At 62.8% G+C, this 26,158-nt stretch carries 22 protein-coding genes; 13 read left to right on the top strand and 9 right to left on the bottom strand.

Annotation, left to right across the window (positions count from 1 at the left end; genetic code table 11):
• Nucleotides 1-47: 47 nt before the first annotated feature.
• The 3 genes from ACP7BV_RS19910 to ACP7BV_RS19900 form a co-directional block, all read right to left on the bottom strand.
• Nucleotides 48-608, bottom strand: coding sequence for a dihydrofolate reductase family protein (locus ACP7BV_RS19910; protein ID WP_426106269.1), 561 nt, complete (start codon nt 606-608; stop codon nt 48-50).
• A gap of 370 nt (nt 609-978) precedes the next feature.
• On the bottom strand, nt 979-1,431 hold the full coding sequence (locus tag ACP7BV_RS19905) for a hypothetical protein (protein WP_426106268.1): 453 nt from the start codon (nt 1,429-1,431) through the stop codon (nt 979-981).
• Nucleotides 1,432-1,794: 363 nt separating this feature from the next.
• Nucleotides 1,795-3,777: an alpha/beta fold hydrolase gene (locus ACP7BV_RS19900; protein ID WP_426106266.1), complete on the bottom strand. Its 1,983-nt coding sequence runs from the start codon at nt 3,775-3,777 to the stop codon at nt 1,795-1,797.
• Between the two features lie 106 nt (nt 3,778-3,883).
• Between ACP7BV_RS19900 and ACP7BV_RS19895 the strand changes: the two genes are divergently transcribed.
• Entirely contained in the window at nt 3,884-4,360 is a 477-nt protein-coding gene (locus ACP7BV_RS19895) for a lysozyme inhibitor LprI family protein (protein ID WP_426106265.1), read from the top strand.
• Between the two features lie 58 nt (nt 4,361-4,418).
• On the opposite strand, the gene ACP7BV_RS19890 is transcribed toward ACP7BV_RS19895, so the two are convergent.
• On the bottom strand, nt 4,419-5,783 hold the full coding sequence (locus tag ACP7BV_RS19890) for a YihY family inner membrane protein (RefSeq protein ID WP_426106264.1): 1,365 nt from the start codon (nt 5,781-5,783) through the stop codon (nt 4,419-4,421).
• 61 nt (nt 5,784-5,844) lie between these two features.
• Between ACP7BV_RS19890 and wrbA the strand changes: the two genes are divergently transcribed.
• The 11 genes from wrbA (at nt 5,845) to ACP7BV_RS19835 (ending at nt 19,274) form a co-directional block, all read left to right on the top strand.
• Entirely contained in the window at nt 5,845-6,456 is a 612-nt protein-coding gene (gene wrbA, locus ACP7BV_RS19885) for an NAD(P)H:quinone oxidoreductase (protein WP_426106301.1), read from the top strand.
• Nucleotides 6,456-6,851: a DUF2069 domain-containing protein gene (locus tag ACP7BV_RS19880; RefSeq protein ID WP_426106262.1), complete on the top strand. Its 396-nt coding sequence runs from the start codon at nt 6,456-6,458 to the stop codon at nt 6,849-6,851. Before wrbA ends, ACP7BV_RS19880 begins: the two co-directional genes overlap by 1 nt.
• The gene (locus tag ACP7BV_RS19875) at nt 6,848-8,257 is read left to right on the top strand and encodes an FAD-binding oxidoreductase (protein WP_426106261.1); all 1,410 of its coding nucleotides are present in this window, start codon (nt 6,848-6,850) and stop codon (nt 8,255-8,257) included. The genes ACP7BV_RS19880 and ACP7BV_RS19875 overlap by 4 nt, the downstream gene beginning before the upstream one ends.
• The gene (locus ACP7BV_RS19870; RefSeq protein ID WP_426106260.1) at nt 8,254-8,715 is read left to right on the top strand and encodes a DUF4124 domain-containing protein; all 462 of its coding nucleotides are present in this window, start codon (nt 8,254-8,256) and stop codon (nt 8,713-8,715) included. The genes ACP7BV_RS19875 and ACP7BV_RS19870 overlap by 4 nt, the downstream gene beginning before the upstream one ends.
• Nucleotides 8,703-11,252 carry an ABC transporter permease gene (locus ACP7BV_RS19865; RefSeq protein ID WP_426106259.1) on the top strand — a complete coding sequence of 850 codons (2,550 nt, stop codon included), beginning with the start codon at nt 8,703-8,705 and terminating at the stop codon, nt 11,250-11,252. The genes ACP7BV_RS19870 and ACP7BV_RS19865 overlap by 13 nt, the downstream gene beginning before the upstream one ends.
• Complete coding sequence (locus tag ACP7BV_RS19860) at nt 11,252-12,310, top strand: lipocalin-like domain-containing protein (protein ID WP_426106258.1); 1,059 nt, start codon at nt 11,252-11,254, stop codon at nt 12,308-12,310. The genes ACP7BV_RS19865 and ACP7BV_RS19860 overlap by 1 nt, the downstream gene beginning before the upstream one ends.
• A 26-nt stretch (nt 12,311-12,336) precedes the next feature.
• Nucleotides 12,337-14,190, top strand: coding sequence for an ABC transporter transmembrane domain-containing protein (locus ACP7BV_RS19855; RefSeq protein ID WP_426106257.1), 1,854 nt, complete (start codon nt 12,337-12,339; stop codon nt 14,188-14,190).
• Nucleotides 14,191-14,437: 247 nt separating this feature from the next.
• Complete coding sequence (locus ACP7BV_RS19850) at nt 14,438-15,523, top strand: threonine aldolase family protein (RefSeq protein ID WP_426106256.1); 1,086 nt, start codon at nt 14,438-14,440, stop codon at nt 15,521-15,523.
• Nucleotides 15,524-15,557: 34 nt separating this feature from the next.
• Nucleotides 15,558-16,352 carry a thymidylate synthase gene (locus ACP7BV_RS19845; RefSeq protein WP_426106254.1) on the top strand — a complete coding sequence of 265 codons (795 nt, stop codon included), beginning with the start codon at nt 15,558-15,560 and terminating at the stop codon, nt 16,350-16,352.
• A complete protein-coding gene (locus ACP7BV_RS19840) occupies nt 16,349-16,846 on the top strand; it encodes a dihydrofolate reductase (RefSeq protein WP_426106253.1) in 498 nt (165 codons plus the stop codon). The genes ACP7BV_RS19845 and ACP7BV_RS19840 overlap by 4 nt, the downstream gene beginning before the upstream one ends.
• A 175-nt stretch (nt 16,847-17,021) precedes the next feature.
• Nucleotides 17,022-19,274, top strand: a complete 2,253-nt coding sequence (locus tag ACP7BV_RS19835; protein ID WP_426106252.1) for an Orn/Lys/Arg decarboxylase N-terminal domain-containing protein — start codon at nt 17,022-17,024, stop codon at nt 19,272-19,274.
• Nucleotides 19,275-19,336: 62 nt separating this feature from the next.
• Here ACP7BV_RS19835 and ACP7BV_RS19830 read toward each other — a convergent pair whose 3' ends face one another.
• From ACP7BV_RS19830 to ACP7BV_RS19820, 3 genes are all read right to left on the bottom strand, one after another.
• A complete protein-coding gene (locus ACP7BV_RS19830) occupies nt 19,337-19,906 on the bottom strand; it encodes a PEP-CTERM sorting domain-containing protein (RefSeq protein WP_426106251.1) in 570 nt (189 codons plus the stop codon).
• A 207-nt stretch (nt 19,907-20,113) separates the two neighbouring features.
• Entirely contained in the window at nt 20,114-20,680 is a 567-nt protein-coding gene (gene dcd / locus ACP7BV_RS19825; protein ID WP_426106250.1) for a dCTP deaminase, read from the bottom strand.
• Nucleotides 20,681-20,746: 66 nt separating this feature from the next.
• Nucleotides 20,747-21,547, bottom strand: coding sequence for an alpha/beta fold hydrolase (locus ACP7BV_RS19820; RefSeq protein WP_426106249.1), 801 nt, complete (start codon nt 21,545-21,547; stop codon nt 20,747-20,749).
• Nucleotides 21,548-21,662: 115 nt separating this feature from the next.
• Between ACP7BV_RS19820 and ACP7BV_RS19815 the strand changes: the two genes are divergently transcribed.
• Entirely contained in the window at nt 21,663-22,178 is a 516-nt protein-coding gene (locus ACP7BV_RS19815) for an alpha/beta hydrolase (RefSeq protein WP_426106247.1), read from the top strand.
• Nucleotides 22,179-22,364: 186 nt separating this feature from the next.
• On the opposite strand, the gene ACP7BV_RS19810 is transcribed toward ACP7BV_RS19815, so the two are convergent.
• Both ACP7BV_RS19810 and ACP7BV_RS19805 read right to left on the bottom strand, forming a co-directional pair.
• Nucleotides 22,365-23,525, bottom strand: a complete 1,161-nt coding sequence (locus tag ACP7BV_RS19810; protein WP_426106246.1) for a papain-like cysteine protease family protein — start codon at nt 23,523-23,525, stop codon at nt 22,365-22,367.
• Nucleotides 23,526-23,653: 128 nt separating this feature from the next.
• A complete protein-coding gene (locus ACP7BV_RS19805) occupies nt 23,654-26,011 on the bottom strand; it encodes a DNA internalization-related competence protein ComEC/Rec2 (protein ID WP_426106245.1) in 2,358 nt (785 codons plus the stop codon).
• Nucleotides 26,012-26,158 lie beyond the last annotated feature (147 nt).

Raw genomic sequence — 26,158 nt, 5'->3', positions numbered from 1 at the left:
ATATCGCGGTTTAATGCATGGCGGCCCCGTTGCGGACGTTCACAATATTAGCTCCGCATCCGCCTGTAGTGCATGGCGACCGCGCCGTTGCTGAGCGGTTTCGCCGATACCAGCTCAAGCCGTCGCGTGTTGGGCGGCCCGCTCTGGTACAGGGTCGGGCCGTGGCCGGCGATCCTGGGGTGAACGAGGAACTTGTACTCGTCGATTAATTCCAGCCGATTCAGCTCGGTCGCAAGCTTACCGCTACCGAGGAGCACGCCGGCAGGGGTCGCGTCCTTGAGCTTTTGCACGCCCGAGCGCAAGTCGCCGGCGATGTGGTGGGTGTTAGTCCACGGAAAGTCCGTCCGTGTTGACGACACGACGTACTTCGACTTGGTCTGCAGCTTGAGCGCCCATTCGCGCACCGTCGGCGGCACATCCACATCGCCGCGAGCGACCGCCGGCCAGTAGCTCTCCATCATCTCGTAGGTAGTGCGGCCCCAGAGCATTGCCCCACTCTCGTCCATGAGGCGGGTGAAGAAGGCGTGCGTCTCGTCGTCCGCGATTCCCTCCTGGTGGTCGACGCAACCGTCGAGGGTGATGTTAAGGCTGAAGGTTAGCAGTCCCATGCAAGTCTCCTCCGAGTTGGGCGTTCCGCTAGAATATCGCTTGTCGACAAATACTTTGCAGCGGGTAACGTCGATTAACCGGCGCGCTGTTGCGCGTCTGTGTTAGTGGGCGCGGTAGCCACGATAATTCCGCTGGTCCGCGTGAATGCACCCGCCGCGACCTGCAAGAGCCTGCTGTGCAGTGGCCGCGCCCCGCACCACCTATGCCTGAGTGCAAGCCACCCATGGGTGACCATTGGCTACACGCTGATCATCACCCGCAACACGCCGCTGACGCGGGAGCAGCGCACGCATCAATGTCAAGCGCCCGATGAGATGGCGCAGGACTTTGCGGCCGGGCCGACGCACTTCCCTAACCCACGCAGCCGTTTTATTTTTGTTCCGGCACTGGTGGGTAAGGAAGGTTGGGAAACTGCCGCTGCATCTCCAGCTTTTGCTCGGCCGGGATGTACGAACTGACCAGAACCGTCCAGTTTGGGTCTTCCCTGTCGATAGTTTTTTTGCAAATCACGAGCACGCCCGGCATGCCCTCTTTTCGGTCCGACTCGCGTGCCCACCGCGTTCGCAGCGACACGGCGTATCGTGGAAACTGCATGCGTATGTCCGGCCCGACTGCGACCCAATCGCCTGCTTTTTTCCTCGGTTGGCGCATCAAAAATTTGCGTGCCTCTTGGTGAATTTTGTAGAGCCCATGGATCTCTGACGTCGTTCGATATTTGAGCAGACCGCTTGGGTCATCGTGCGCAAGACTGGGTCGCACCAAGGCGAGCGCGACGAGGGCGCATAGCAAAGGAGTTTTATTCGATGTAGATTTTGCCGACATATTTTCCCTCGCCGTCAAGTCGATTAGAGATGAGGTAACTGTACAACGACAGACACTTTCCTCGATTTTCAGTGCTTGTTCCTGGCGCTGAACAGCGAGCGCTAACGCCGCCCGATTTTAAGAGTTCGCCCCATTTAGAAAGCAGCAGTAACTTGCCGTGACGCTCGTGATGCCCACGGGTGTTTCAACGGGCCGCTGAACAGTCCGATGCTGTGCTGCACGCCTCGTTTGATTTAGCAGTGCAGGCTTTGATAAGTCAAGTCGCGTTGAAATGCTCTATTGCATGGTGTGACCGCATCAAGCAGCCGTTTTCGTAGAATACGCGCGACCAGGGAAGCAGCCACGCTGCCCGTTGTCAAACCGTCACGGCTTGCCGATATTCCGATCCAAAAACTTCTCGACCCGGGACCAGAAATCGACATTGTTTTCCGGTTTGGACCAGCCATGCCCCTCGTCGCCGTAGACGACCCATTCCACATTGGGATTGCCTTGCCTAACGGCGTCGTAGAATTTTTTGCCGTGCACCAGCGGAACGCGCTCATCGACGCCGCCGTAGGCCAGCAGCACCGGCTGCCGGATGCGCGAGGCCTGCGCCAGCGGCGAAGTGGCGGCAAATTGTGCTGCATCGGCGACAGGATCGCCAATCGTCATTGGCATGCCATATTTTTTAGTGGTGTCGGATAGATCGCTCCAGCGAACCGTATAGAGCAGATTGATATCCGTAACACCGACCCAGTTGATGCCGCATTTGAACAAGGCGGGATCCTTGACCAGCCCCATCATGGAGGCGTAGCCACCATACGACGCGCCCGCGATGCAAATACGCTTGGGGTCGGCAATCCCATTGGCAATGGCCCACTTGGCTCCGTCGGCAAGATCGTCCTGCATGGCAAGGCCCCATTGCTTCCAGCCGCTCTTGAAGTGGCGCGAGCCAAACCCTGTGCTGCCGCGAAATTCCGGCTCCAGCACCACGTAGCCGCGCGACGCGAGAAACTGCGTTTCGCGGTCCCATTCCCAGCGGCCGCCGCGCACATTCGGGCCGCCATGCACCATGACCACCATCGGCAAATTCTTTTTAATACCCCCTGGCGGCATGGTGATGTAGGCGGGAATGTCGAGGCCGTCACGTGCCTTGTAGCGCACCATGTCTTTGGTCCCCATTTGCTTGGGATCGATGTCGGGATGGGCCATCCCCAATTTGGTCAGCTTCTTGCTGTCCCTGTTGTAGATGAGGTAGCTATGCGGCTGTACGTCGGAATAGGCGTCGATCAGCACGTTGGCCGTTTGCGAGCGTTGCCCAACGGAGATACGGTTGCTGGTTGCTGGCAGCAGTGTGTCGATCTCCTTCTGGATGGCAAGCATGGCCGGATCAAACCATTGGGTAATCTCGCCATCGGCGTGATAGCGTACGCCCAGCAATTTGCCCTTGTCATGGATAAAGCTGGCGTCGATATCATAATCATTCGAGGACACCAGAGGCTGGGGCGCAAGCTTTCCGCTGCTCAAGTCGTAGCGGTAGATCGCGCTCTTGTCGTGGCCATTCAAGGCGCTCACGTACAGCGTATGGTCCGCTCCATACCAGATCGGCTTGAAGGCGTCACCGGACAGGCTGTCAAATTCTGCAAGCTTGCGCCAGGTGGCGCTGGCCGGATCATTGTAGTGCACTGCACGGCGCTTTCCGATGCTGGTTACCACGGTGCGCACCGTGGCATCCGGCCCAAACAGCCAGTCGTGTGCATAATCGGGCGTGTCGACAAAGGTGGAAAGTCCCGATTTGGTATTGACGCGCTGCAGGCGCAGAAAAGCGTCGACATTCTTGCCATAGCCCTCGTACAGCATGACAAAAACATCGTTCGACTCTTGTGTTCCCGGCACGCCAACCAGGAAAGTATTCCACGGCAAAATATTGGGTTCGTCGGTATTTTTGAGGTAGTGGAAGTCAGTCTCCACCAAACGCCGAAAGCCATTGCCATCGCGGTCCACTGCGAACAGTCCGGGCACGAAGTCTCGTTCGCCCTCGGCTATCCGCAAGTCGGTCACGGAAAAGACCAGGCGCTTGTCATTTACCCAGTGAAACGCCCCGATATCGACACCGTCGATCGCGGCGACAGCCGTTGGCTGCATGGTGTCCAGGTCGAGTACGCCGAGTGTGGCCCGGCTGCCCTTGGTGGCGACGCGGAACGCGACGAAGCGCCCATTGGGCGACATTTCGGCGCCACTAAACGCGGCACTTTTGAAGAAGCTGCCAATCGGGGGGCGCACCGGGGTTTGCGCAGAACAAAGGTGGGAGACGAACAACAGCGTTGCCAGCACTGCGTGCACAGGGATGCTTCTGAGAGTGATCATATGGGTCGCCAAGGTAGGTCGGAGCGGGTCGCTGCGATGGCAACGGGCCTTCGCGCACGGCCGCGGCGATCATAGCAGAATGTTGGTCAAATATCAATAACAATGAATGACCGTTGGCCAACTTGTTTTCGTTATGGTAACTTTACAAGCCTGTGGAGAGCAGCTTGCAGCGCCGATGGCGGCGCCGGGCTGGTCGCACTTTGAGGAAAACATGAAACGCATCGTCATTGCCGCCCTGCTGTGTGCATCAAGCGCCGCCTTTGCCAACTCCGCCTGCGACAAACCGAAGAACGATTTCGATGGTTTGTATTGCCTGAACAAGGTGTATCAGGAAGCGGACAAGGAACTGAACGAGAATTACCAGAAGCTCTCTGCCAAGCTCGATTCTGAAGGAAAGAAAGCGCTCAAAAAGCGCCAACTCGGGTGGATGCAGGATCGGAACAGGTCTTGCTCGAAGGCGGAAACCGACCGTTTCTATGTTGATTTGCAATGTGCGTCGAGCACGACCATCGCACGCGCCCAGTTTTTGCAGGACCGTGTGCGCGAATGCGCCAGCGCCGGCTGCCAGAACAGCAAACTGTAACATAGCGCCGCGCGTGAAAGCGGGTCGGGGCGGCTGGCAACTGCCGCGCCGCCTTGCGTCACGCCTCGACCAGCGCCCCCCGCGCAAAATGCTCGGCCAGCGTCTGATCCAGCCCGCCTTCCACCGCCAGCTCCACCTGCCGGGCCAGCGCACTGGTATCCAAGGTCATCGGCGAGTCCTGATCCAGGTCGAGCGGCTTGGCCGCATCCACTGCCACGCCATTGAACACAAACAGCCGGTACACATCGGCCAGCCTCAGCTTATTCACATTGGCCAGCAGAACCCAGTTGTCCGCATTTTCCACCACGCCCTTGCCCCAGCGCGCGCGCGCCGTCACATCATCCTGCACGCGCCCGACCCACCCTTCAGCGAGCATGCGCTCGAGTAGCGACGTCATCTCGTCATAGCCAAAGCGCGTATGCGCCCTGATCGACGCCGACGACACCAGCGCGGTCAGATTCACCTGCGCGCTGCCGTGCAGCACCTTGAGGATCGCCATCGCGTCCACAAACGCCCCGCCCGGCACCGGCTTGTACCACCAGCGCTCATATTTCACGACCGGCAGCGCCGCCGTCAGCAGCGCCCCCACCAGCGTGATCATCCACGACAGATAAATCCACGTTAAAAACAAGGGCAGCGCCGCCAGCGCGCCGTAAATTACGGCATAACTTGGGAACTGCCGAATGAACATCGCAAACAGCCGCTTGGCAACCTCAAACGCCACCGCCGCCACCAGACCGCCCCACATGGCGTCGCGCCAGTCGACGAATTTGTTCGGCACCAGCATGTACAGCAGCGTGTACGCGCCCCCGGTCAGCCCGACCGACACGATGGTATAAAACAACGAGGTCACAAATGGCGACACCTGCGTCAGCCCCGTCGTGGCCAAAAACAATTGCGAGGTGGCCGTGATCGACAGGCCGAACAGCAAAGGCCCCAGCGTCACGAGCGCCCAATAAATCACCACCCGCTGCCCGATCGGGCGCACGCGCCTGACCTTCCAGATCTGGTTGAAGGCGCGCTCGATCATCCCCATCATGCTGGCCGAGGTGAAAAACAGCATGACCGCGCCCACCGCCGACAAGCCCTTGGCCTTGCTGGCAAAGGTGGTGAGGCTCCCGATCACGGTCTCGGATATGCCCCGCGGCATCATCGTCTGGACGAAATACGCCTCCAGCGCCGTGCGGAAATTATGGAATATGGGAAAGGTCGTGAAGATCGCGAGAATGATCGTCAACAGCGGCACCAAGGCCAGCGTGGTCGTAAACGTCAGGCCGCCCGCGACCTGCTGCAATTGCTCCTCGCCAAGGCGGCGGCGCGCGAAATAAAACAGGTCGCGCGCTTCGCTCCAGGTCAGGCCGCGCACGACATCGACGCTCGAGTGGATCATTTGGTTGGTGGAGCGGGAAATTTTAGAAAGCATGTGGTCGGAAAAAGGCGTCGCGTGGCGATATCGGCATTCAAAGCGCCCTATAATACCAATGATGAACCCTACGAATCCGATTATTCTTGTTTTGTATTACTCGCGCCATGGGGCCACGCGCAAGCTGGCCGAACTGATCGCCCAGGGGGTCGAAAGCGTGCCCGGCGTTGATGCGCGCCTGCGCACGGTGCCGGCCGTGTCCACCGTGACCGAAGCGACCGAGGCCGACATTCCTTCCGGCGGCGCGCCCTATGTGGAGCTGCAAGACCTGGCCGAATGCGCCGGCCTTGCGCTCGGCTCGCCCACGCGCTTTGGCAACATGGCCGCCTCCGTCAAGTACTTCCTCGACGGCACCGCGGCCGAATGGCTGTCGGGCACCCTGTCAGGCAAGCCTGCGGTCGTATTTACCTCCACCGGCAGCCTGCACGGCGGCCAGGAATCAACCTTGCTGACGATGATGATTCCCCTGCTACACCACGGCATGCTGATCATGGGCTTGCCGTACACCCACCCCGAACTGATGACCACCGCCAGCGGCGGCAGCCCGTACGGCCCGACCCACTGGTCCGGTATCGACGGCAACAAGGCCATCACCGACGACGAAAAGCGTTTGGCCGTCGCGATGGGCAAACGTTTGGCCGAAACGGCTGTCAAACTTGGCGGAGCGCGCTAATGGAATCGCCAAAATATTTTCACCTGGGCGCCATTGCCAGTCTGGTCGCGCTGATCGTCTGGCTGGTGGTGTGGGAAGTAGTCGTCGCCCCGCTGCATCCAGGCGGCTCGTGGCTGGCGCTGAAAGCCGTGCCGCTGCTCATTCCGCTGGGCGGCGTCATCAAGCGCGACATTTATACGCTGCAGTGGTCATCCATGGTGATCCTGCTGTACTTCATTGAAGGCTCGGTGCGCGCCTGGAGCGACAAGCTGCCGGCGTCGCAACTCATGGCCTGGGGCGAAGTTGTCCTGGTCTGCATTTATTTTGTCTGCGCGCTGCTGTATTTGCGCCCCTACAAAATGGCGGCAAAACGCATCGCCAAGGAGTTGCTCGAAAAGGTCACGTCCAAGCAATGACGGCTGCTTTCCTGCGCCGCTGCCGCGACATCGCCGGGGACAGCCACGTATTGTCCAGGGAATGCGACATGGCACCGTTCCTCACTGACTGGCGCGGCCGGTTTACGGGCAAGGCGCTGGCGGTGCTGCGCCCGGATACCGTGGCGCAAGTGGTGCAACTGGTCCAGGCCTGCGCCGCATTTGGCATTCCACTGGTGCCGCAAGGCGGCAAAACCGGTCTGGTGCAAGGCGGCGTGCCTGACGCCAGCGGCAGCGCCGTGGTGCTGTCGCTGGCGCGCCTGGCCCAGGTGCGCGCGATCGACCCGGTCAACCGCACCATCACGGTGGACGCCGGCTGCATCCTGCACACTATCCAGGAGGCGGCCGCGCAACACGGCTGCCTGTTTCCGCTGTCGCTGGCGGCCGAAGGCAGTTGCACCATCGGCGGCAACCTTTCCACCAATGCCGGCGGCACCGCGGTGCTGCGCTACGGCAACACGCGCGAGCTGTGCCTCGGTCTGGAAGTGGTCACGCCCCAGGGCGAGCTGTGGAGCGGCCTGCGCGGCCTGCGCAAGGACAACACCGGCTACGACTTGCGCGACCTGTTCATCGGCGCCGAAGGCACGCTCGGCGTCATCACCGGCGCCGTCCTCAAGCTGTTCCCGCAACCGAAGGCATCAATCACGGCCATGGTCGCGCTGGCCTCGCCGCGCGGCGCGCTCGGCCTGCTCAGCCTGATGCAAGACGGTTGCGGCGCCAGCCTGACGGGCTTTGAACTGATGTCGGACTTTGCACTGCGCCTGGTGGCCACCCACTTCCCGCTGCTGCCCAGGCCCTTTTTGGCGCGCCACAACCAGTACGTGCTGGTGGAACTGTCCAGCAGCGAGTCGGAACGGCACGCCATCGATCTGCTCGAACGCGCCATTGCCGGCGCGCTGGAAGCGGGCATGGCCGACGACGCCGTAGTCGCCACCTCGGTTGCCCAGTCGCGCGGCCTGTGGCAGGTGCGCGAACACATTTCGATGGCGCAGGCAGCCGCCGGCAGCAACATCAAGCACGACGTGTCGCTGCCCATTTCGCGCATCGCCGACTTCATCGAGCAGACCGACGCGCTGCTGCTGTCCGCCTTTCCCGGCTGCCAGCTGGTGTGTTTCGGCCACCTGGGCGACGGCAACCTGCATTACAACGTAGCCCCGCCCGACGGCACGGCGCACGCCGCGTTTTTGCAGCACCAGGAGGCGATCAATCGTCTGGTGCACGACAGCGTCGACCGTTTCGGAGGATCAATATCTGCCGAGCACGGAATTGGCACCTTAAAACGTGACGAACTGGTACGCTACAAGAGCCCCGTGGAACTGAACATGATGCGTGCAATCAAAAACGCGCTTGATCCGCTGGGCATCATGAATCCTGGGAAAATCCTATGAACTTCGGGAGAGAGAACATGTCGCGCTTGATTTCCTTGCTTTTGCTGTGCTCGCTGTCCTCCTTGTGCACAGTGGCCAACGCCCAAAAACTGTACAAATGCCGCGTCAATGGCACCCTGGTCTATTCCGGCGCGCCGTGCAAGGGCGTGACCAGTACACCCGTTGACGTGCCCGACGCCCCCAAGCCCGACCCTGCCGTCGCCGCCGAACTCAAGCGCCAGGAAATCGCGCTCGACCGGCTCGAAAAAGAGCGCCTGATCCGCGAAAAACAGGACAAGCGCTATGCTGATTCCGACGCCCGCTTGGCTACCGGGCGACGCAACCGCTGCGAGAAGCTGCGCCTGCAGAAAAAATTCGCCGACGATGAAGTCACCGCCGCCGTGGGTCTGGAAACCCAGGCGCTCAAAGAGAAAGCGATGCGCGTGGCCGAGTACGTGGCGTCGGAGTGTCCCGATTGACTTTGCTGACCCGCTGGCTGCTGTTCGGTGAATGGCGCGCTCACCCCATCCGCGCACTGCTGGCCATTGCCGCCATTGCGGTCGGCGTGGCCATGGGCTTTGCCATCCACCTGATCAATTCGGCGGCCTTCAACGAGTTTTCGGCGGCCACCAAAAGCATTTCCGGCCAGGCCGACCTGCACATCACGGGCACCGAAGCCTGGTTCGATGAAGCGCTCTTTCCGCGCATTGCCGAACACCCGATGGTGGCCGTGGCCTCGCCCGTCTTGCTGGTCAATGCGGGCGTGCCGGGGCAAAGAACCACGCTGCAAGTGGTCGGCGTCGACGCGTTTCGGGCCGGCTACGTCACGCCCGGCCTGGTGGGGGCCAGCGCGTCCGGCAAGGCGGCCGATATTTTCGCCGATGACGCCATTTTCCTCTCGCCGGCGGCAACCAGCTGGCTCAAGCGCGCCGCCGGCGCCAGCGTGGTGCTGCGCTCGGGCACCAGCGACTTTACGCTGCGCGTGGCCGGCCAGCTGGCGCAGGCGCGGCCCGGGCAGCGCATCGCCATGATGGACATTGGCGCGGCCCAATGGCGCTTTGGCAAAGTGGGCGTGCTCTCGCGCATCGACCTCAAACTGCGCACCGGCGCCAACCGCGAGGCGGTCGAACGCGATCTGGCGGCAGCGCTCGAGCGCGACTTTCCGGGCCGCTTTCGGGTCGAGCAGCCCAACGACACGGCCCAGGAAAGCCGCAACAGCGGCATGAGCCGGGCCTATCGCGTCAACCTCACCGTGCTAGCGCTGGTCGCCCTGTTTACCGGCGCCTTCCTGGTGTTTTCCACGCAGGCGCTGTCTGTGATGCGCCGGCGCAGCCAGTTTGCGCTGCTGCGCGTGCTCGGCGTCGAACGGCGCACGCTGCTGCGCCAGGTGCTGCTCGAAGGCGCCAGCCTGGGTCTGCTGGGCGCGCTGCTGGGCATCGGCGCCGGCTACGCGCTGGCGGCGCTCGCGCTGCGTTATTTTGGCGCCGACCTTGGCGCCGGCTTTTTTTCCGGCGTGCGCCCGAGCATCGTGTTCCCGCCGCTGGCCGCGAGCGTCTTTTTTGCGCTCGGCCTGGGCGTGGCGGTCCTGGGCGGCATGGCGCCGGCGCTGGAAGCTGCCCGCGCCGCGCCCGCCGTGGCGCTAAAATCGGGCAACGATGAAGCGGCGCTGGCGCGCCTGGCACGCCTGTGGCCGTCCATGGTGTGCTTTGCGCTGGCCGCGGCCATGGCTTTTGCGCCGCCCGTGTTCGAGCTGCCGCTGTTCGGCTACCTGGCAATCGCTTTGCTTCTCATCGGCGGCATCGGCATGATGCCGCGCCTGGCCGGCGTCGTCTTCACGCAGCTTAACCGCATCTCCATGGCGCGCGCGCGCCAGCACCCGGTGCTGGCGCTGACGCTGGCGCGGCTGGCCAACGCTTCCGGGCAGGCCGGCATTGCGTTGGGTGGCGTGCTCTCGAGTTTTTCACTGATGGTCGCCATGGCGATCATGGTGTCGAGCTTTCGGGTGTCGCTGGACGACTGGCTGGTGCGCCTGCTGCCCGCCGACCTGTACCTGCGCATTGAAAACAGCGGCAGCGCCGGCGGCCTGGGCCCGGCCGAGCAGGCGGCGCTTGGCGCACTGCCGGGCGCGGCCCGGGTCGAATTTCTGCGTGGCCGCGACCTCTCGCTCGACCCGGCGCGCCCGCCCGTGACCCTGATCGCACGCCATATCGATACGCTCGACCCCGGCCGCGCCATGGTGCTCGAAGGCGCTAGCGTCCCCGTGCCGGCCGGTGCGCGCCCGGCCTGGGTGTCGGGCGCGATGCTCGACCTGTACCAGGTCAAGGTGGGCGGACAGCTGCGCGTGCCGCTCGGTGGCAGCATGCAGGCGTTTTTTGTCGCCGGCGTGGTGCGCGACTACGTGCACCAGAACGGTGGCGTCCACGTGCGCCTGGAAGACTACCGGGCCCTGTCCGGCGACGCCGCCGTCAACGATGTCGCCGTATGGACCGCGCCCGGGACCAGCTCGCAGCAGTTAGAGGCGCGCATTCGCGCCCTGCCCTTTGGCGCCGCCCTCGCGTACGCAAGGCCCGGCGAAATTCGCGACGTGAGCATGAAGATCTTCGACCGCAGCTTTGCCGTCACCTACCTGCTGGAGGCGATCGCCATTGCCATCGGTATGGCGGGCGTGGCCGCCACGTTTTCGGCCCAGACGATTGCGCGCGCAAAGGAATTTGGCATGCTGCGCCACGTCGGCGTCACGCGCGGGCAAATCCTGCGCATCCTGGCCCTTGAGGGCGGCTCGCTGTCGGCGCTGGGCGTGGCCTGCGGGTTTGCGCTCGGGCTGTTGATCAGTTTTGTGCTGGTCTATATCGTCAATCCGCAATCGTTCCACTGGTCGATGCAGCTCAACGTGCCGTGGCCCCTGCTGGCCAGCGTGGCCGCCGCGCTGCTGGTGGCGTCCGTGCTCACCGCGCTGGTGTCGGGGCGCTATGCGCTCTCCGGCGGACCGATACGCGCCGTCAGGGAGGACTGGTAATGCGCTTTGTTTTCATGCTGCTGTTGCTGCTGTCGCAAGCTTGCCAGGCGGCCGATTTTGCGCCCGTGGTGCCGGGCCGCGCGCTGGTTTTCCCGGCCGATTACGGCGCCCATCCCGCCTTCAAGACCGAGTGGTGGTACGTCACCGGCTGGCTCAAGGGCGCGGACGGCAAGCCGCTCGGTTTTCAGGTCACGTTCTTTCGCAGCGCGACCGGCCAGGGCAAGGACAACCCGAGCGCCTTTGCCCCGCGCCAGCTGATCATCGGCCACGCCGCGCTGTCCGACCCGGCGCTCGGCAAACTCGCGCACGACCAGCGCTCCACGCGCGAAGGCTTCGGTTTGGCCTATGCCAAGCCAGGCACCACCGACATCAAGCTGGAGGACTGGCGCATGGTGCGCGGCGCCGACGGCGTCTACAAAGTGAGCATCAAGTCGGCCCAACTGCAGCTTGACCTCACCCTGGCCCCGCGCCAGGCGCTGCTGTTGCAGGGCCAGGGGGGCTACTCGCGCAAGGGGCGCGACGCGGCCAACGCCAGCTACTATTACAGCGAACCGCAGCTTTTGGTGCGCGGCACGGCCGGCAGCGGGGCGACTGCGCGCCCGGTCGAAGGGACGGCCTGGCTCGATCACGAGTGGTCCAGCCAGGCGCTCGATCCTGACGCGGCGGGCTGGGACTGGATCGGCGCCAACCTCGATGACGGCTCGGCGCTGATGGCTTTTCAGATCCGAAGCAAACAAGGTGGTAAACTATGGGCGCACGCAACGGTCCGCGACGCGCGCGGCAAAGTCACGCAGTATGAACCCGATCAAGTCAGTTTTACCCCGCAGGCGCATTGGCGCTCGCCCCGTACGAACGCCGACTATCCGGTAGCGACGACCATCGTCACCGGATCGACCAAATGGCAGATAACACCGTTGCAGAGCGACCAGGAGCTCGATTCGCGCCGCTCGACCGGCGCCGTCTACTGGGAAGGCGCGGTATCGGTCGGGCGCGACGGCGTGCCTGCGGGGCATGGATACCTTGAACTGGTCGGCTACCACCGCCCGATGACACTTTAAAATTACACCGCACAGCATAAGACACGATGACCAATAGCTCCACCAGCACCACCAGCACGGCCAGCACCGCCAGCACAGCGAGCACCAGCGCGACCGAAGCAAGCCGCAAAGGCAGTCTGGCTGCATTCAAGGGCCTGTTCCCGTTTTTGCGCCCGTACCGGCGCCAGTTCATGCTGGCCGCGATCGCCCTGGTTGTCGCCGCCGCGTCCACACTGGCCATACCGTACTCGTTCAAGCAAATGATCGACCTTGGCTTTGGCGCCTCGGCCGGAGCGCGCAGCATCAAGCACGTCGACGCCACCTTCCTGGCGCTGTTCGGCGTGGCCACCGTGCTGGCGCTGGCCACGGCGGCGCGCTTTCTGACTGTCTCGTGGCTGGGCGAGCGCGTCACCGCCGACATCCGCAGCGCTGTCTACGCCCACGTGGTCAACCAGAGTCCCGAATTTTTCGAGACCACGCAGACCGGCGAAGTCCTCTCGCGCATCACCACCGACACCACGCTGATCCAGGCCGTGGTCGGCACCAGCATCTCCATGGCGCTGCGCAACGTGCTGCTGTTCGTGGGCGGTCTGGCAATGCTGTTCGTGACCAGCGTGAAGCTTTCGTCGATTATTCTGGTGCTGCTGGTGCTAGTGATCGTGCCGATCATCCTGTTCGGACGCCGCGTGCGCAAGCTCTCGCGCGACTCGCAAGACCGGATAGCCGACGCCTCGGCCATGGCCGGCGAAATCCTGAACGCCATGCCGACGGTACAGGCGTTCACCCATGAAAAAATCGAATCGACGCGCTTTGGCGCCTCGGTCGAAAGCGCGTTTCAGACAGCCATGCGGCGCATCCGCGCGCGCGCGCTGCTGACCATGATTGCCATCGTGCTCGTGTTCGGGACCATCGTGTTCGTGCTGTGGCTGGGCGCGCACGCGGTGCTGAACGGCGAAATGACGGGCGGCGACCTTGGCCAGTTCATTTTGTACGCATCGATCGTGGCCGGCTCGATTGGCGCGCTGTCCGAAGTGATGGGCGAAGCCCAGCGCGCCGCCGGCGCCACCGAGCGCCTGCTTGAACTGCTGTCGGTCAAGTCGTCGATCCAGAACCCCGCCCAGCCGCTGGCGCTGCCGGCGCGCATGGCGACCGGCGCCGCGCTGGCGCTGTCGGATGTGACGTTCTCGTACCCGTCGCGGCCCGAGACGGCGGCGCTGGCGCACCTGTCGCTGTCGATCCAGCCTGGCGAAACGGTGGCCGTGGTCGGCCCGTCGGGCGCGGGCAAGACCACGCTGTTCCAGTTGTTCTTGCGCTTTTACGATCCGCAAAGCGGCAGCATCACGCTGGACGGCGTCGACATCAGGCAGCTCGACCTGCACACCTTGCGCGACGCAATCGGCATCGTCCCGCAGGACACCATCATCTTTTCGGCCGACGCGATGGAAAACATCCGCTACGGCCGGGCCGGCGCGACCGATGCCGAAGTGATTGCGGCGGCGCGCATGGCGGCCGCGCACGAATTCATCGAGCGACTGCCGCAAGGCTACAAATCCTTCCTGGGCGAGCGCGGCGTGCGCCTCTCCGGCGGGCAACGCCAGCGCATCGCGATTGCGCGCGCCCTGCTCAAAAATCCCCCGCTGCTGCTGCTGGACGAAGCGACCAGTGCGCTCGACGCCGAGTCGGAGCGCCTGGTCCAGAGCGCGCTGGAAGCGGCGATGGTGGGGCGCACGACCGTCATCATCGCGCACCGGCTGGCGACGGTACAGCGTGCCGACCGCATCATCGTCATGGAAGACGGCAAAATCGTCGAAACCGGCACCCATTCCACGCTGGTCGCCCTTGGCGGCATCTACGCCAACCTCGCCGCCCTCCAGTTCCACAACGTCCACATCACCCACTAAACCCGGGGTCAGACCTCAGTTAGAAAACAATTTTTTAATTGGGGTCAGACCTCGTGTTTCGAGTAATTTTTGAAGGTGCATGGCAAGATTCGGCGAGTATTTGGGACAATCTGGGCCTTGTCGGTCCTTTCCAGTGTTCGACGGTACAAAGTCGTGGCAACACGGAAATAAATTGCTCGAACCGCGAGGTCTGACCCCAATTAAAAAACTATTTCAAAATTGTGGTCTGACCCCGGAGGAGTGTGTGATGACAGATGCTGAACTCTTGCAACAGTGTGATACGGTGATTCCCGGACACAAGGCGCGGGCGCCGGCGGCAATGTTTGCTGCGATGGCGGCGTGGTGCGACGCCAACCAGGTCGCGCATGACGTCTACGGCGACGGCGCCCTGATCCAGGCCTTCGAAGATGAGGTCGCCGCCATTCTCGGCTTCGAAGCGGCCGTTTTTTGCATCAGCGGGACGATGGCGCAGGTTACCGCGCTGCGGCTCGGCTGCGAGGACCGCGCCAGCCAACTGGTTGCGCTCCATCCTACCTCGCACATCATCGTCCACGAAAAATCGAACTATCAACTGTTCGCACACTTCCATGCGCTGCAGGTGGGCGAGCGTCACCGGCCATGGTCGCCCGATGATCTTGAAGCGATCCCGGACCGCCTGGGCGCCGTGGCCATCGAAGTGCCAATGCGCGAAATCGGCGGCCAGAATCCTTCATGGGAAGAGCTGTCGGCCATCAAGGCCCACTGCCGCCGCCGCAACGTCCACCTGCACATCGATGGCGCGCGCCTGTGGGAATGCGCCGCCGCCTACAATCGCCCCGTGGCCGACATCGCCGCGGGCGCCGATTCGTGCTACGTGTCACTGTACAAGGGGATCGGTGGGCTTGGCGGCGCGATGCTGGCCGGCTCGCGCAGCTTTGTGGCGCGCGCGGCCGAGTCGTTCCGGCGCCAGGGCGGCAATGTCATCCATCGCTCGCCGTATATCGTGGCCGCAGCCATGCAGTTCAATGCGCGCCTGGCCGCCATGCCCGCCCTGTTTCGCCGCACAGAGTGGCTTTACGCGCTGCTGCGCGACTATCCAGCGCTGCGCCCCAATCCTGCCCGCCCGCAGGCCAATATGCTGCACCTGCATCTGCCCGTCAGCCGCGACAAGGCGCTGGCGATCCGCAACCGCGTGGCGCAAGAGCACCGCATCTGGCTGTTCGGCCGCGCCGCGCACGGCGCCCTGCCTGACACCAGCGTCATCGAACTGTACGTGGGCGACAACCTCGCCAACTTGCTTGACGATCGGGTGCGCGAGGCGTTTGCGATCCTCGCCGCCGAAGTGTGCGCCTAAGTTACAATCACCTCAAATCCACCGAACCTACGCGATGCGCCAATACCTCGACCTGATGCGCCATGTGAAAGAACATGGCACCGTAAAAACCGACCGCACCGGCACCGGAACCCGTTCCGTTTTCGCCCACCAGATGCGCTTTAACCTGCGGGAAGGCTTTCCGCTGGTGACCACCAAGAAGCTGCACCTGAAATCCATCATCCATGAGTTGATCTGGTTCCTGAACGGCTCCACCAACATCGATTACCTCAAGCAGAACGGGGTGTCGATCTGGGATGACTGGGCCGACGCCGACGGCAACCTCGGCCCCATCTACGGCTACCAGTGGCGCAACTGGCCCACGCCCGACGGCGGTCACATCGACCAGATAGTGCAAGTATTGGACCAGATCAGGAACAATCCGGACTCGCGCCGCATGATCGTCTCGGCCTGGAACGTGGCCGACGTGCCGAACATGAAGCTGCCGCCTTGCCACGCGCTGTTCCAGTTCTACGTCGCCGACGGCAAGCTGTCGTGCCAACTGTACCAGCGCAGCGCCGACATCTTTTTGGGCGTGCCCTTCAATATCGCCTCCTACGCCCTGCTGACCCACATGATGGCGCAGCAGGCCGGCCTGGACGTGGGCGACTTTATCTGGACCGGCGGCGACTGCCACCTGTACGCAAACCACATGGAGCAGGTCGAGCTGCAGCTGTCGCGCGCGCCGATGGCGCTGCCCAAGCTGGTCATCAAGCGCAAACCTGATTCTCTGTTCGATTACCAGTTCGACGACTTCGCCTTTGAAGGCTATGCGCCGCAGGGGCTGATCCGCGCGCCGGTGGCCGTATGAGCGCCACGCTCACCATCGTGGTCGCTATCGACGCAGAACGCGGGATCGGCGTTGACAACAAGCTGCCCTGGCACCTGCCCGAGGATCTGGCGCATTTCAAGCGTGTCACGTCCGGCCACCCGATCATCATGGGACGCAAGACGTTCGACTCGATCGGCCGCGCGCTGCCGAACCGGCGCAATATCGTCATCACGCGCAATGCCAACTGGCGCCACGAGGGCGTGGAAGCGGTGCCGTCACTGGGCGCTGCCGTCAAGCTGGTGGGCGAGGCGAGCGCTTTCATCATCGGCGGGGCCCAGATTTTCAATGATGCGATCGCCCTGGCCGAGCGCATGATCGTGACCGAAATTGCCCATACCTTTTCCTGCGACACCTTCTTCCCCGCCATCGACCACAACGCGTGGGCGCAATCGGCGCGCGAGGCGTATCATTCGGACGCCAACGGTTATGCGTACGCGTTTGTCACCTATGAAAAGGTGGGGCGCCAGGCTTGAACCGGCGCCGCGCCAAGTGTGCGACGCCAGAGCCCGCTTGTGGCTGTTCTTGCAATATTCTTACAAAAGTTTTTTCACCGGATTGGCGCCTTTTCTGCGAAAATCCGCTTCTTATTTTTTACCGGTGCCGTGAGCGACGTCCCTGCCCTCACGGCGCTCTGCTTTGGAGCTGTCCATGAAATTTCGCTTCCCGATCGTCATCATCGATGAGGATTTCCGTTCCGAGAACACCTCCGGCCTTGGCATCCGCGCGCTGGCCGATGCGATGGAAAAAGAAGGCATGGAAGTACTCGGGCTGACTAGCTACGGCGACCTGTCGCAGTTTGCGCAGCAGCAGTCGCGCGCGTCCGCCTTTGTGCTGTCGATCGACGATGAAGAGTTCGGCGAAGGATCGGTCGCCGAGACCGATTCAGCCCTCATTTCGATCCGCGCGTTCATCAAGGAGATCCGCCACAAGAATGCGGACATCCCGATCTACATCTACGGCGAAACGCGCACCTCGCGCCATATCCCGAACGACATCCTGCGCGAGCTGCACGGCTTCATCCACATGTTCGAGGACACGCCCGAATTCGTCGCGCGCCACATCATCCGCGAAGCGAAGTCTTACCTCGACGGCCTGGCGCCGCCGTTTTTCCGCGCGCTCGTTAACTACGCCAACGACGGCTCGTACTCGTGGCACTGCCCCGGCCACTCCGGCGGCGTAGCCTTCCTCAAGTCGCCGATCGGCCAGATGTTCCACCAGTTCTTTGGCGAGAACATGCTGCGCGCGGACGTGTGCAACGCGGTCGAGGAACTCGGCCAACTGCTCGACCATACCGGCCCCGTGGCCAAGTCGGAGCGCAATGCGGCGCGCATCTTCAACGCCGACCACTGCTATTTCGTCACCAACGGCACCTCGACCTCCAACAAGATGGTGTGGCACTCGACGGTCGCTCCCGGCGACATCGTCGTCGTGGACCGCAACTGCCACAAGTCGATCCTGCACTCGATCATCATGTGCGGCGCCATTCCCGTGTTCCTGATGCCGACCCGGAACCACCTGGGCATCATCGGCCCGATCCCGCTCGAGGAATTTACGCCCGAGTCGATCGCCCGCAAGATCGAAGCCAATCCGTTCGCGCGCGAAGCGGTCAACAAAAAGCCGCGCATCCTGACCATCACCCAGTCGACCTATGACGGCGTGGTCTACAACGTCGAGACGCTGCGCGAAATGTTGGACGGCAAGATCGACACCCTGCACTTCGATGAAGCATGGCTGCCGCACGCGACCTTCCACGACTTCTACAAGAACATGCACGCAATCGGCAAGGACCGTCCGCGCGCCAAGGAATCGATGATTTTCTCGACTCAATCGACCCACAAGCTGCTCGCGGGCCTGTCGCAGGCCTCGCAGGTGCTGGTGCGCGAATCGGAAACCGTCAAGCTCGACCGCGATGCCTTCAACGAGGCGTATCTGATGCACACCTCGACCTCGCCCCAGTATTCGATCATCGCCTCGTGCGACGTGGCCGCGGCCATGATGGAAGCGCCAGGCGGCACGGCGCTGGTCGAAGAGTCGATTTTCGAGGCGCTGGACTTCCGGCGCGCGATGAAAAAGGTCGACGCTGAATTTGGCGACGAGTGGTGGTTCAAGGTCTGGGGCCCGGACACCTTCAGCGAAGAAGGCATCGGCACCCAGGACGACTGGATGATTCGCGCCGAAGACACCTGGCACGGCTTTGGCAACCTCGCTCCCGGGTTCAACATGCTCGACCCGATCAAGGCCACGGTGGTCACGCCCGGCCTGTCGCTTGACGGCATGTTCGGCAAGACCGGCATTCCCGCCTCGATCGTCACCAAGTACCTGGCCGAACACGGCGTGATCATCGAAAAGTGCGGGCTGTATTCGTTCTTCATCATGTTTACGATCGGGATTACCAAGGGCCGCTGGAACACGCTGGTCACGGCGCTGCAGCAGTTCAAGGACGACTACGACAAGAACCAGCCGATGTGGCGCATCCTGCCCGAATTTGCGGCCGCCAACCCGCGCTACGAAGCGATGGGCCTGCGCGACCTGTGCCAGCAGATCCACGATTTCTACCAGGCCTACGACGTGGCGCGCCTGACGACCGAGATGTATTTGTCGGACATGATCCCTGCGATGAAACCATCGGACGCATTCGCCAAGATGGCGCATCGCGAAATCGAACGCGTTGCGCTCGAAGACCTGGAAGGACGCATCACGGCAATCCTGTTGACGCCTTATCCGCCGGGCATTCCACTGCTCATTCCCGGCGAGCGGTTCAACAAGACCATCGTCGATTACCTGCGCTTTGCGCGCGACTTCAACGAGCGCTTCCCGGGCTTCGAAACGGACGTGCACGGCCTGGTCAAGCGCGAAGTCGATGGCAAGCGAGGTTACTTCGTCGATTGCGTCATGCAGTAGGCGACAGTTAAAAATAAGGCCCGGCGCTTGCAGCGACCGGGCCTTTTTTATTGCGGAGAAACTTAGGCGCGGCGGCGCGAACCAATCAGGCCCGCAAGTGCCAGGCCGAACAGCAGCGGCATTGCCGGTTCGGGAACGTCTGCCGGGGCCGTGGTCACCGTGTTGGTGAACGAGAAGCTCAGGTCGTTGTAGTCGAACGGCCCGCCCAACAGGTCTTCGAAGCTGACCAGGGTTGTACCAGGCATCCAGTTCTCTTGAACGCGCGCATGGAAATTGTTGTCGAGGTTGCGCGTGGCAGCGCCAGTGAAGTAGTCGTTGCCCGTATTGTTCACATGCAGGCGGAACAGCAGTTCAGACCCGGTAGCGAAAGAGCCCAGGTTGAAAGTACTGCCGATCGGCGAGGCATGATTGTTGAATATCAGGACATCGTTACCGGCAATGCCGTCATCGGTGTACAGGTACAGGTCGTTACTGAATGACGCCGTGTTGCCCTGGTAAGTGGCGACAATATCGCCGGTGTTACCGGCCAGTACGACCAGTCCTTCCGTTCCGGATGCGGCGATCGGGAACGCAAATGCCGCGACGGGCATCGCCAGCACTGCTGCTGCCAGTAATTTTTGTAGTAGTTTCATGCAGTTTTCCCATATATCGTTTTGACTACGCCGCTCAAGTAAGCGGCTTGCCAGGGGAAAAGCACAAGTTGCGCCAGTGTAAGTACACTGGCGGGATAATGTCTATAAATCAATTACTTAACGACAATGGCATGATATGTTGCATCGGGCTCCTGTAAGGATCGCCGACATGCCAAGCGGGTACATGGCCCCGCCCCGCCTTCCTGATCAAGCCTTCGGCAAGGTGACGCCGCTCTGTCCCTGGTACTTGCCGCCGCGGTCCTTGTACGAGGTCTCGCACACTTCATCGCTCTCGAAGAACAGCACCTGCGCGCAGCCTTCGCCCGCATAAATCTTGGCCGGCAATGGCGTGGTGTTTGAAAACTCCAGCGTCACGTAGCCTTCCCACTCCGGCTCGAACGGCGTCACGTTGACGATGATGCCGCAGCGCGCGTAGGTCGACTTGCCCAGGCAAATGGTCAGCACATTGCGCGGAATCCTGAAGTACTCCATGGTCCGCGCCAGCGCGAACGAGTTCGGTGGAATGATGCAGACATCGCTTTTGACGTCCACGAACGAGTTCGGATCGAAATTCTTCGGGTCGACAATGGTGCTGTTGATATTCGTGAAAATCTTGAACTCGTCGGCGCAGCGGATGTCGTAGCCATAAGACGAGGTGCCATACGAGATGATCTTGCGCCCATCCACTTCGCGCACCTGTTGCGGTTCGAACGGTTCGATCATGCCGGTGGCGAGCGCCGTGCGGCGGATCCATTTATCGCTTTTGATAGTCATCGCGGAGGCTTCTTCCAGATTGGTGGGTTAATTTCACGCGATTTTACGCGAAAAGCGCCCGCCAGACTATTTAGCCTGCTTGAGCAGCCGCCCGATCATCTCGCGCGTCAGACGCGCCGCCTTCTCTGGCGACTCCATCGGGAACAGGTGCCCGCCCTCGATCGGGCTGAAATGCTCGCCCACCAGCGCGCGCGTGGCGCCCAGCCCGGCCTGGCGTAATTCTTCGGAGGCGACGCCGGCCACAAAGCCGATCGGCACCGGAAACTGCCCGCCCATCAGCGTGCCCAGGTGGTGCGGCAGCGCGCGGTAAATGGCGGTTTCGACTTCGCGCCGAAAGCGCAGTTGCACCCCTTCCGGATGCGGCTCGAGGCCATGTTCAAGGTAGTCGGCGAGCACCCCGGGCGCCCAGGCGGCGAACATGGGTTTGCTGTTGAAGTGCGCATGCGCGGCCTGCGCGTCGGGCCACACGTTGCGCCGCTTTTTCGACGACTTGGCCGGCGAAAACCGGTCGGCCCAGCGCTGGCCCTTGGCAAAGCGCAGCAGCATGGCGCGCCAGCCGGCCACCACGGGCGAATCGAGCATCACCACGCAGCGCACCAGGTCGGGCCGCTGCTTGGCCGCCATCATGCTGAGCATGCCGCCCAGCGAATGGCCGACCAGGATCACCGGCTCGGGATACGTTTCAAGACTGGCGACCAGATGCTCGACCAGCTTGGGCCAGCCGTCCGTGACCGGATAGCGCGGATCATGGCCGTACATGTCGATCGAACGGATATCGAACTCGTCGCGCAGGTAATCGAAAAACTGGCGGTAGCTGCCGGCCGGGTAGCTGTTGCCGTGCGAAAAGTGGATCAGGGGTTTGCTCATCGCCAAATTGTAAGGGGATTCGCGCCCCGCCGATCATGGTTTAGAGGAAACGCACTAGAGGCGCGCGAACCAATCGCGCCGGCGCTGTTCTTACCCTCATTTGTAGGAGGAAGCGATGCCCACCCAAGCGCATTTGTACGCGCGTCCCGGGCCGGTCACGGCACTGGCGCCGACCGGGATGCAAACGCTGCCTGTCGGCGGCAAGCGCGACAGTTATTTGTACGTGCCGTCGCGCTATCACCCGCTGTATCCGATGCCGCTGGTGGTGTTGCTGCACGGCGCAGGCGGCCACGCGCAGGACGGCCTCGACATCTTGCGTTCGCAGGCGGACCAGGCCGGCATGATGCTCGTCGCGCCAGCCTCCGACGCCGGCACCTGGGACATCATTGCGGCGCGCACTTACGGCTCGGACATCGGGCCGATGACGGCGCGCGGCGAGCCGAAGATTTATATTTCGCACGGCACCGAGGACGAGGTACTCCCCGTCAATCCCTGTGCCCGCAGTATCGTCAAGCAACTGGAACGGCTGGAATTTGATGTGACGTACGAAGAATTTGACGGCGGGCATACGATACCGGCGGAGGTGGCACAGTCGGCGGTCGCATGGTTTACCGCTCCTGACAAGCCGTGAGTAAAGAAATCCCTCGATCATCCGCGCGCGCGAGTGGTGAAGAGCCTCTGTAGGGCGGAAAAGGGCAAGGCTCGCATTCCGCCATGCGTCTCGACGGCGCTGGTCGGAAAAGGCGGCCGCGCAGGCGCCATCGACCTTTCCCGACCGGCGCCAACTCTGTTGCAAGACTGGCAACCCAGCCCACCATCAGGCGCCGATGGTGTCATCCATGTTCGCCAGCGGCCGCGCAGCTTCGCGCAGTGCGGCCAGCGCGTCTGGCAGCGCCACCACCTGATACGGCGCCAGGCGCCCCACGCTGCGCGTAGGCACCAGCACATCCTTGGCAGCATCGCCGTCGGAGCTGATCCAGAGCGCCTCGAAGTTCAACGCCGGCACCCGGAACAGACGCAATTCGTACGTCTGGTCTTCCTTGGCCTGCCCGAGCGCGACCGCCAGGGCGCGCGCAAAGGCGTCCAGGTGGACCTTGGCGGCCGACATCTGCAGTAGGCGCGCCTCGTCATCCTCGCTGATATCGAAAAAGGCGCGCGGCACCTCGCCCGCCATCTCGTAGACGCGCAGGCCGACCGCCTCGGGCGCAACGGCGTCCCCGCGCAGCAAGGCGTCAAGCCCGACGGCATAGATGCGCTGCGCCAGACCCACGGAGGCGTCCTGGTCGTCGCTGGCGTCGCGCGGATTGACGTCCGCCAGGTCGCCCTTCAACTTGAGCAGCGGGCGCAGTTCCCAGATGCGGCGCAAGATCTTGTCCGCCGGAATCGGGAAGTCGAATGGCAATTTGAAGTAACTTTTCATAAAGTAAGTATGGGTCCAGCTGCCCGATCCCTGGTAACTGTTTGAAAATTCCGACACGGGAATGTGGCTCTTGCCGTAAATCGGATCGTCGATATCGAAGTATTCGTTCCCGGCAATCAGGCTGTAGCCGTAGATCACCATGAAGTGGCCGCCGCCGCCGCTCCAGCCAATGCGTGCGCCGACCGGTTTGCCGGCATCGATCTGCGCGCGCACCAGCTCGAAACTGGCCGGCCCCTGGATGCTGACAAAGTTGCGCGTGCGCGTCAACGCGCGGTCGAGATACCACGGCACGTTGCAGTCCGACGGCACCGGGCTGTGGCAGCAATCGGTGTGGCCCAGTTCCGCGTTGGCGATTTTACATTGGCTCCATGTGCTCCAGCGCCAGAAATAATGCGACACGCTGTTGGCCGTCGCCGCCCAGCACCAGTTCGACTGGGTCTGCAGCTGCATATTGAATGGTAACTGCTTGACGACAAAGAGCGTACCGAAGATGGTACTTTCTTGCAGCAAGGCGCTGTAGGGGCGGCGCGCCAGGTAAGCTAATTCGGACACATTCATGACAACTCCATAAGGTAAGAGGCGGGTAAGGGGCGCCACCGGCGGCGTCCACCGTAGGAGATTCTGGATTAAACGGATGAGGCCGGTTTGTGGCAACGCACAGGTGGGGCGTTTCTCAACAGCAAGCCTTAATGCCCGTACCAGTAGCGCTGGTGTTCGCGCCGGTAGGCATGGGGAACGAAACCATCGCTCGAGCTGATCTGCACCGCGCCCGATTCATCGCTGCGCAAGCGCGCGATGCCACGTATCCGGTAGCGCGCGATCACCTCCGCTTTTGGATGGTGATAGCGGTTCCGATAACCCACCTGGAACAGGGCCAGCTGAGGATCGACGGCCTTTAAAAATGCCATCGTCGATGAGGTTCCGCTGCCATGATGCGGCGCCAGCAGCACCTGGGCGCGCAGCAAGCCTGGCATGCGCGCCACCAGTTGCGCTTCCTGCGCCGCTTCAATGTCCGCCGCCAGCAGCACAGCCTGCCCGCGCGCCGAGATGCGCAGCGTGCAACCGCGCGCGTTCGGCTTGAGGGCCGGCTCGTCGTAGCTGGCCAAGCTTGGCTGCAGCATTTCGAAGCGCACGCCCTCCCATACCCAGGCCTGCCCGCCAACGCAGCGCACGTGGCGCCGCGCTGCGTGCACCACCGGGTGGTCATACCACAGCGACGAGCTGACCCAGTCCACTTTGATTTCGCCGAGCACCGCCAGCGCGCCACCGGCATGATCGGCGTCGCTGTGGCTCACCACCATGGCGTCGAGCACGTCGATCCCGCGCGCCTTCAAGTACGGCAAAATCACGCGGTTGCCACCATTCGACTCGGCCGAGTACAGCGGCCCGGCGTCGTACAGCAGCCGATGCCCGCGCGTTTCCACCAGCAGCGCCATGCCCTGCCCGACATCGAACGCGGTGACGGTGAACTGGCCATCGTCGGGGTGCGACGGCTGCCCCGCCAGCAGCGGCAGCCAAGCGATGGCGCCGCTCCAGCGCAGCGGCCAGCCGCGCGGCGCCAGCATCCACAGGGTGCCGGCCATCGCAAAGCAAAACACCCATGCCGATGGCGCCGGCGCACTCCATACCGCCATCGGCATGGCACTCATGGCTTCCAGCGCTAAGGCCAGCGCTTCGACCGCGGCATGCGCCAGCGTGAGCAGCAATGTGGAGAGCGGCGCCGGCAGCATGGCGCCGGCCAGTGCCAGCGGCGTCACCACCAGACTGATGAGAGGGATGGCGATCGCGTTGGCGAATGGGCTGGCCAGCGAGAACTGCGAGAACAGCAGCATCGTTAGCGGCACCAGCCCCAGCGTGACCACATACTGGGTGTGCGCCCCCAGTTTGATGACGCTCCAAAAGCGGGTGGCCGGCCCTTCGGTGCGGCCGGTGGTGGCAAACAGGATCACCGCCACCGCGCCAAACGAGAGCCAGAATCCCGGCGCCCGCACGGCCCACGGATCGAGCAGGACCACCGCGCCGAGCGCCGCGCACAGCACGTGCGAAACATTGGCGAGGCGCCCGGACCAGAGCGCGACGGCCACCACGGCCAGCATGTACAGCGTGCGCTGGGCGGGAATGCCAAAGCCGGCCAGCAGCACGTAGAGCAGCGCGACGGCAGCGCCGGTTAGCGCCGCCACCTTTTGCGCCGGCAGCAACAGCGGCAATTGGGCACGCGTAAAAAACGAGCGCCGCCACAAACTGGAGACGAGCAGCGCAAACAGGCCCGCCACCATGGTGATGTGCAGCCCGGAGATCGAGATCAAATGTCCAACGCCGGTGCGGTTGAACACCTTCCAGTCCGACTGGTCGATGGCGCGCTGGTCGCCCACCACCAGCGCGACGATCACGCCCGCGTATTGTTTGCCGGGCAGCGCGCGCAGGATGCGTTCGCGCAGCGTGGCGCGGCTGCGCTCGACCAGGTTGGCCACGCTGGTCACGAAAGGGTCGATGCGCCGGTTTTGCGCGCCGGCCGGACGCACATAGCCGGTGGCGCGCACGCCCTGCTCGAGCAGCCACGCTTCATAGTCAAAGCCCTCGGGATTGGCGTTACCGTGCGGTCGCTGCAAGCGGACCGTCAGCTGCCAGCGTTCGCCCGGCTGCACGTCGCCCACCTGCTGCACGCTGTCGCGAAAACCCGTGTACCACGCCAGTGTGATGCGCGGCGGGACCTGAATGCGCGCGTCCTGCACGCGTTCGACGGCAAAGTTGAAACGCGTGCCCTGGTCGAAGTGGTACGGCAGGTTGTCGACGGTCCCGGTAATGACGATGTCGCGCCCTTCGTCCGCCGCCGACAATTGCGGGGCCAGCGCCAGCGTCGCCAGCAGCGCGGCCCAGCAATAGCCGAGCAGCACGCCTGCGGCGCCAGCGCCTGCCGCGTAACGCAGGCAGCCGCACAGGACTGCGGCGCAAGCGAGCCATGCGAGGGCTGCAGCGTCGGGCAAGCCAGGCGATGACTGAAGACAAGCTGCGCCGGTGGCAAAACCGAGAATCGCACAGCGCATGATAGGTCCCTGGCGGAGAAAGACACGAGTCTCGCCTTGTTGTCGAGGTTTGCTTTGTCTCAAATCTAGATCTCGGCAAATTCGGTGGGATATTAATTGTGGCTTGCCAAAATTTCACACACCGTCAGCCCCAACCAGAAAGTCACC

The organism is Massilia sp. TSP1-1-2, assembly GCF_049896185.1.
GTDB lineage: Bacteria > Pseudomonadota > Gammaproteobacteria > Burkholderiales > Burkholderiaceae_D > Telluria_A.
Note: the sequence above shows the minus strand (reverse complement) of the source record. Positions and strands in the feature narration are given on the sequence as shown.

Bases quoted from the DNA above. Each gene is read 5' to 3' on its own strand.
- ACP7BV_RS19910 (WP_426106269.1), bottom strand. From the start codon at position 608: ATGGGACTGCTAACCTTCAGCCTTAACATCACCCTCGACGGTTGCGTC.
- ACP7BV_RS19905 (WP_426106268.1), bottom strand. From the start codon at position 1,431: ATGTCGGCAAAATCTACATCGAATAAAACTCCTTTGCTATGCGCCCTC.
- ACP7BV_RS19900 (WP_426106266.1), bottom strand. From the start codon at position 3,777: ATGATCACTCTCAGAAGCATCCCTGTGCACGCAGTGCTGGCAACGCTG.
- ACP7BV_RS19895 (WP_426106265.1), top strand. From the start codon at position 3,884: ATGACCGTTGGCCAACTTGTTTTCGTTATGGTAACTTTACAAGCCTGT.
- ACP7BV_RS19890 (WP_426106264.1), bottom strand. From the start codon at position 5,783: ATGCTTTCTAAAATTTCCCGCTCCACCAACCAAATGATCCACTCGAGC.
- wrbA (WP_426106301.1), top strand. From the start codon at position 5,845: ATGAACCCTACGAATCCGATTATTCTTGTTTTGTATTACTCGCGCCAT.
- ACP7BV_RS19880 (WP_426106262.1), top strand. From the start codon at position 6,456: ATGGAATCGCCAAAATATTTTCACCTGGGCGCCATTGCCAGTCTGGTC.
- ACP7BV_RS19875 (WP_426106261.1), top strand. From the start codon at position 6,848: ATGACGGCTGCTTTCCTGCGCCGCTGCCGCGACATCGCCGGGGACAGC.
- ACP7BV_RS19870 (WP_426106260.1), top strand. From the start codon at position 8,254: ATGAACTTCGGGAGAGAGAACATGTCGCGCTTGATTTCCTTGCTTTTG.
- ACP7BV_RS19860 (WP_426106258.1), top strand. From the start codon at position 11,252: ATGCGCTTTGTTTTCATGCTGCTGTTGCTGCTGTCGCAAGCTTGCCAG.
- ACP7BV_RS19855 (WP_426106257.1), top strand. From the start codon at position 12,337: ATGACCAATAGCTCCACCAGCACCACCAGCACGGCCAGCACCGCCAGC.
- ACP7BV_RS19850 (WP_426106256.1), top strand. From the start codon at position 14,438: ATGACAGATGCTGAACTCTTGCAACAGTGTGATACGGTGATTCCCGGA.
- ACP7BV_RS19845 (WP_426106254.1), top strand. From the start codon at position 15,558: ATGCGCCAATACCTCGACCTGATGCGCCATGTGAAAGAACATGGCACC.
- ACP7BV_RS19840 (WP_426106253.1), top strand. From the start codon at position 16,349: ATGAGCGCCACGCTCACCATCGTGGTCGCTATCGACGCAGAACGCGGG.
- ACP7BV_RS19835 (WP_426106252.1), top strand. From the start codon at position 17,022: ATGAAATTTCGCTTCCCGATCGTCATCATCGATGAGGATTTCCGTTCC.
- ACP7BV_RS19830 (WP_426106251.1), bottom strand. From the start codon at position 19,906: ATGAAACTACTACAAAAATTACTGGCAGCAGCAGTGCTGGCGATGCCC.
- dcd (WP_426106250.1), bottom strand. From the start codon at position 20,680: ATGACTATCAAAAGCGATAAATGGATCCGCCGCACGGCGCTCGCCACC.
- ACP7BV_RS19820 (WP_426106249.1), bottom strand. From the start codon at position 21,547: ATGAGCAAACCCCTGATCCACTTTTCGCACGGCAACAGCTACCCGGCC.
- ACP7BV_RS19815 (WP_426106247.1), top strand. From the start codon at position 21,663: ATGCCCACCCAAGCGCATTTGTACGCGCGTCCCGGGCCGGTCACGGCA.
- ACP7BV_RS19810 (WP_426106246.1), bottom strand. From the start codon at position 23,525: ATGAATGTGTCCGAATTAGCTTACCTGGCGCGCCGCCCCTACAGCGCC.
- ACP7BV_RS19805 (WP_426106245.1), bottom strand. From the start codon at position 26,011: ATGCGCTGTGCGATTCTCGGTTTTGCCACCGGCGCAGCTTGTCTTCAG.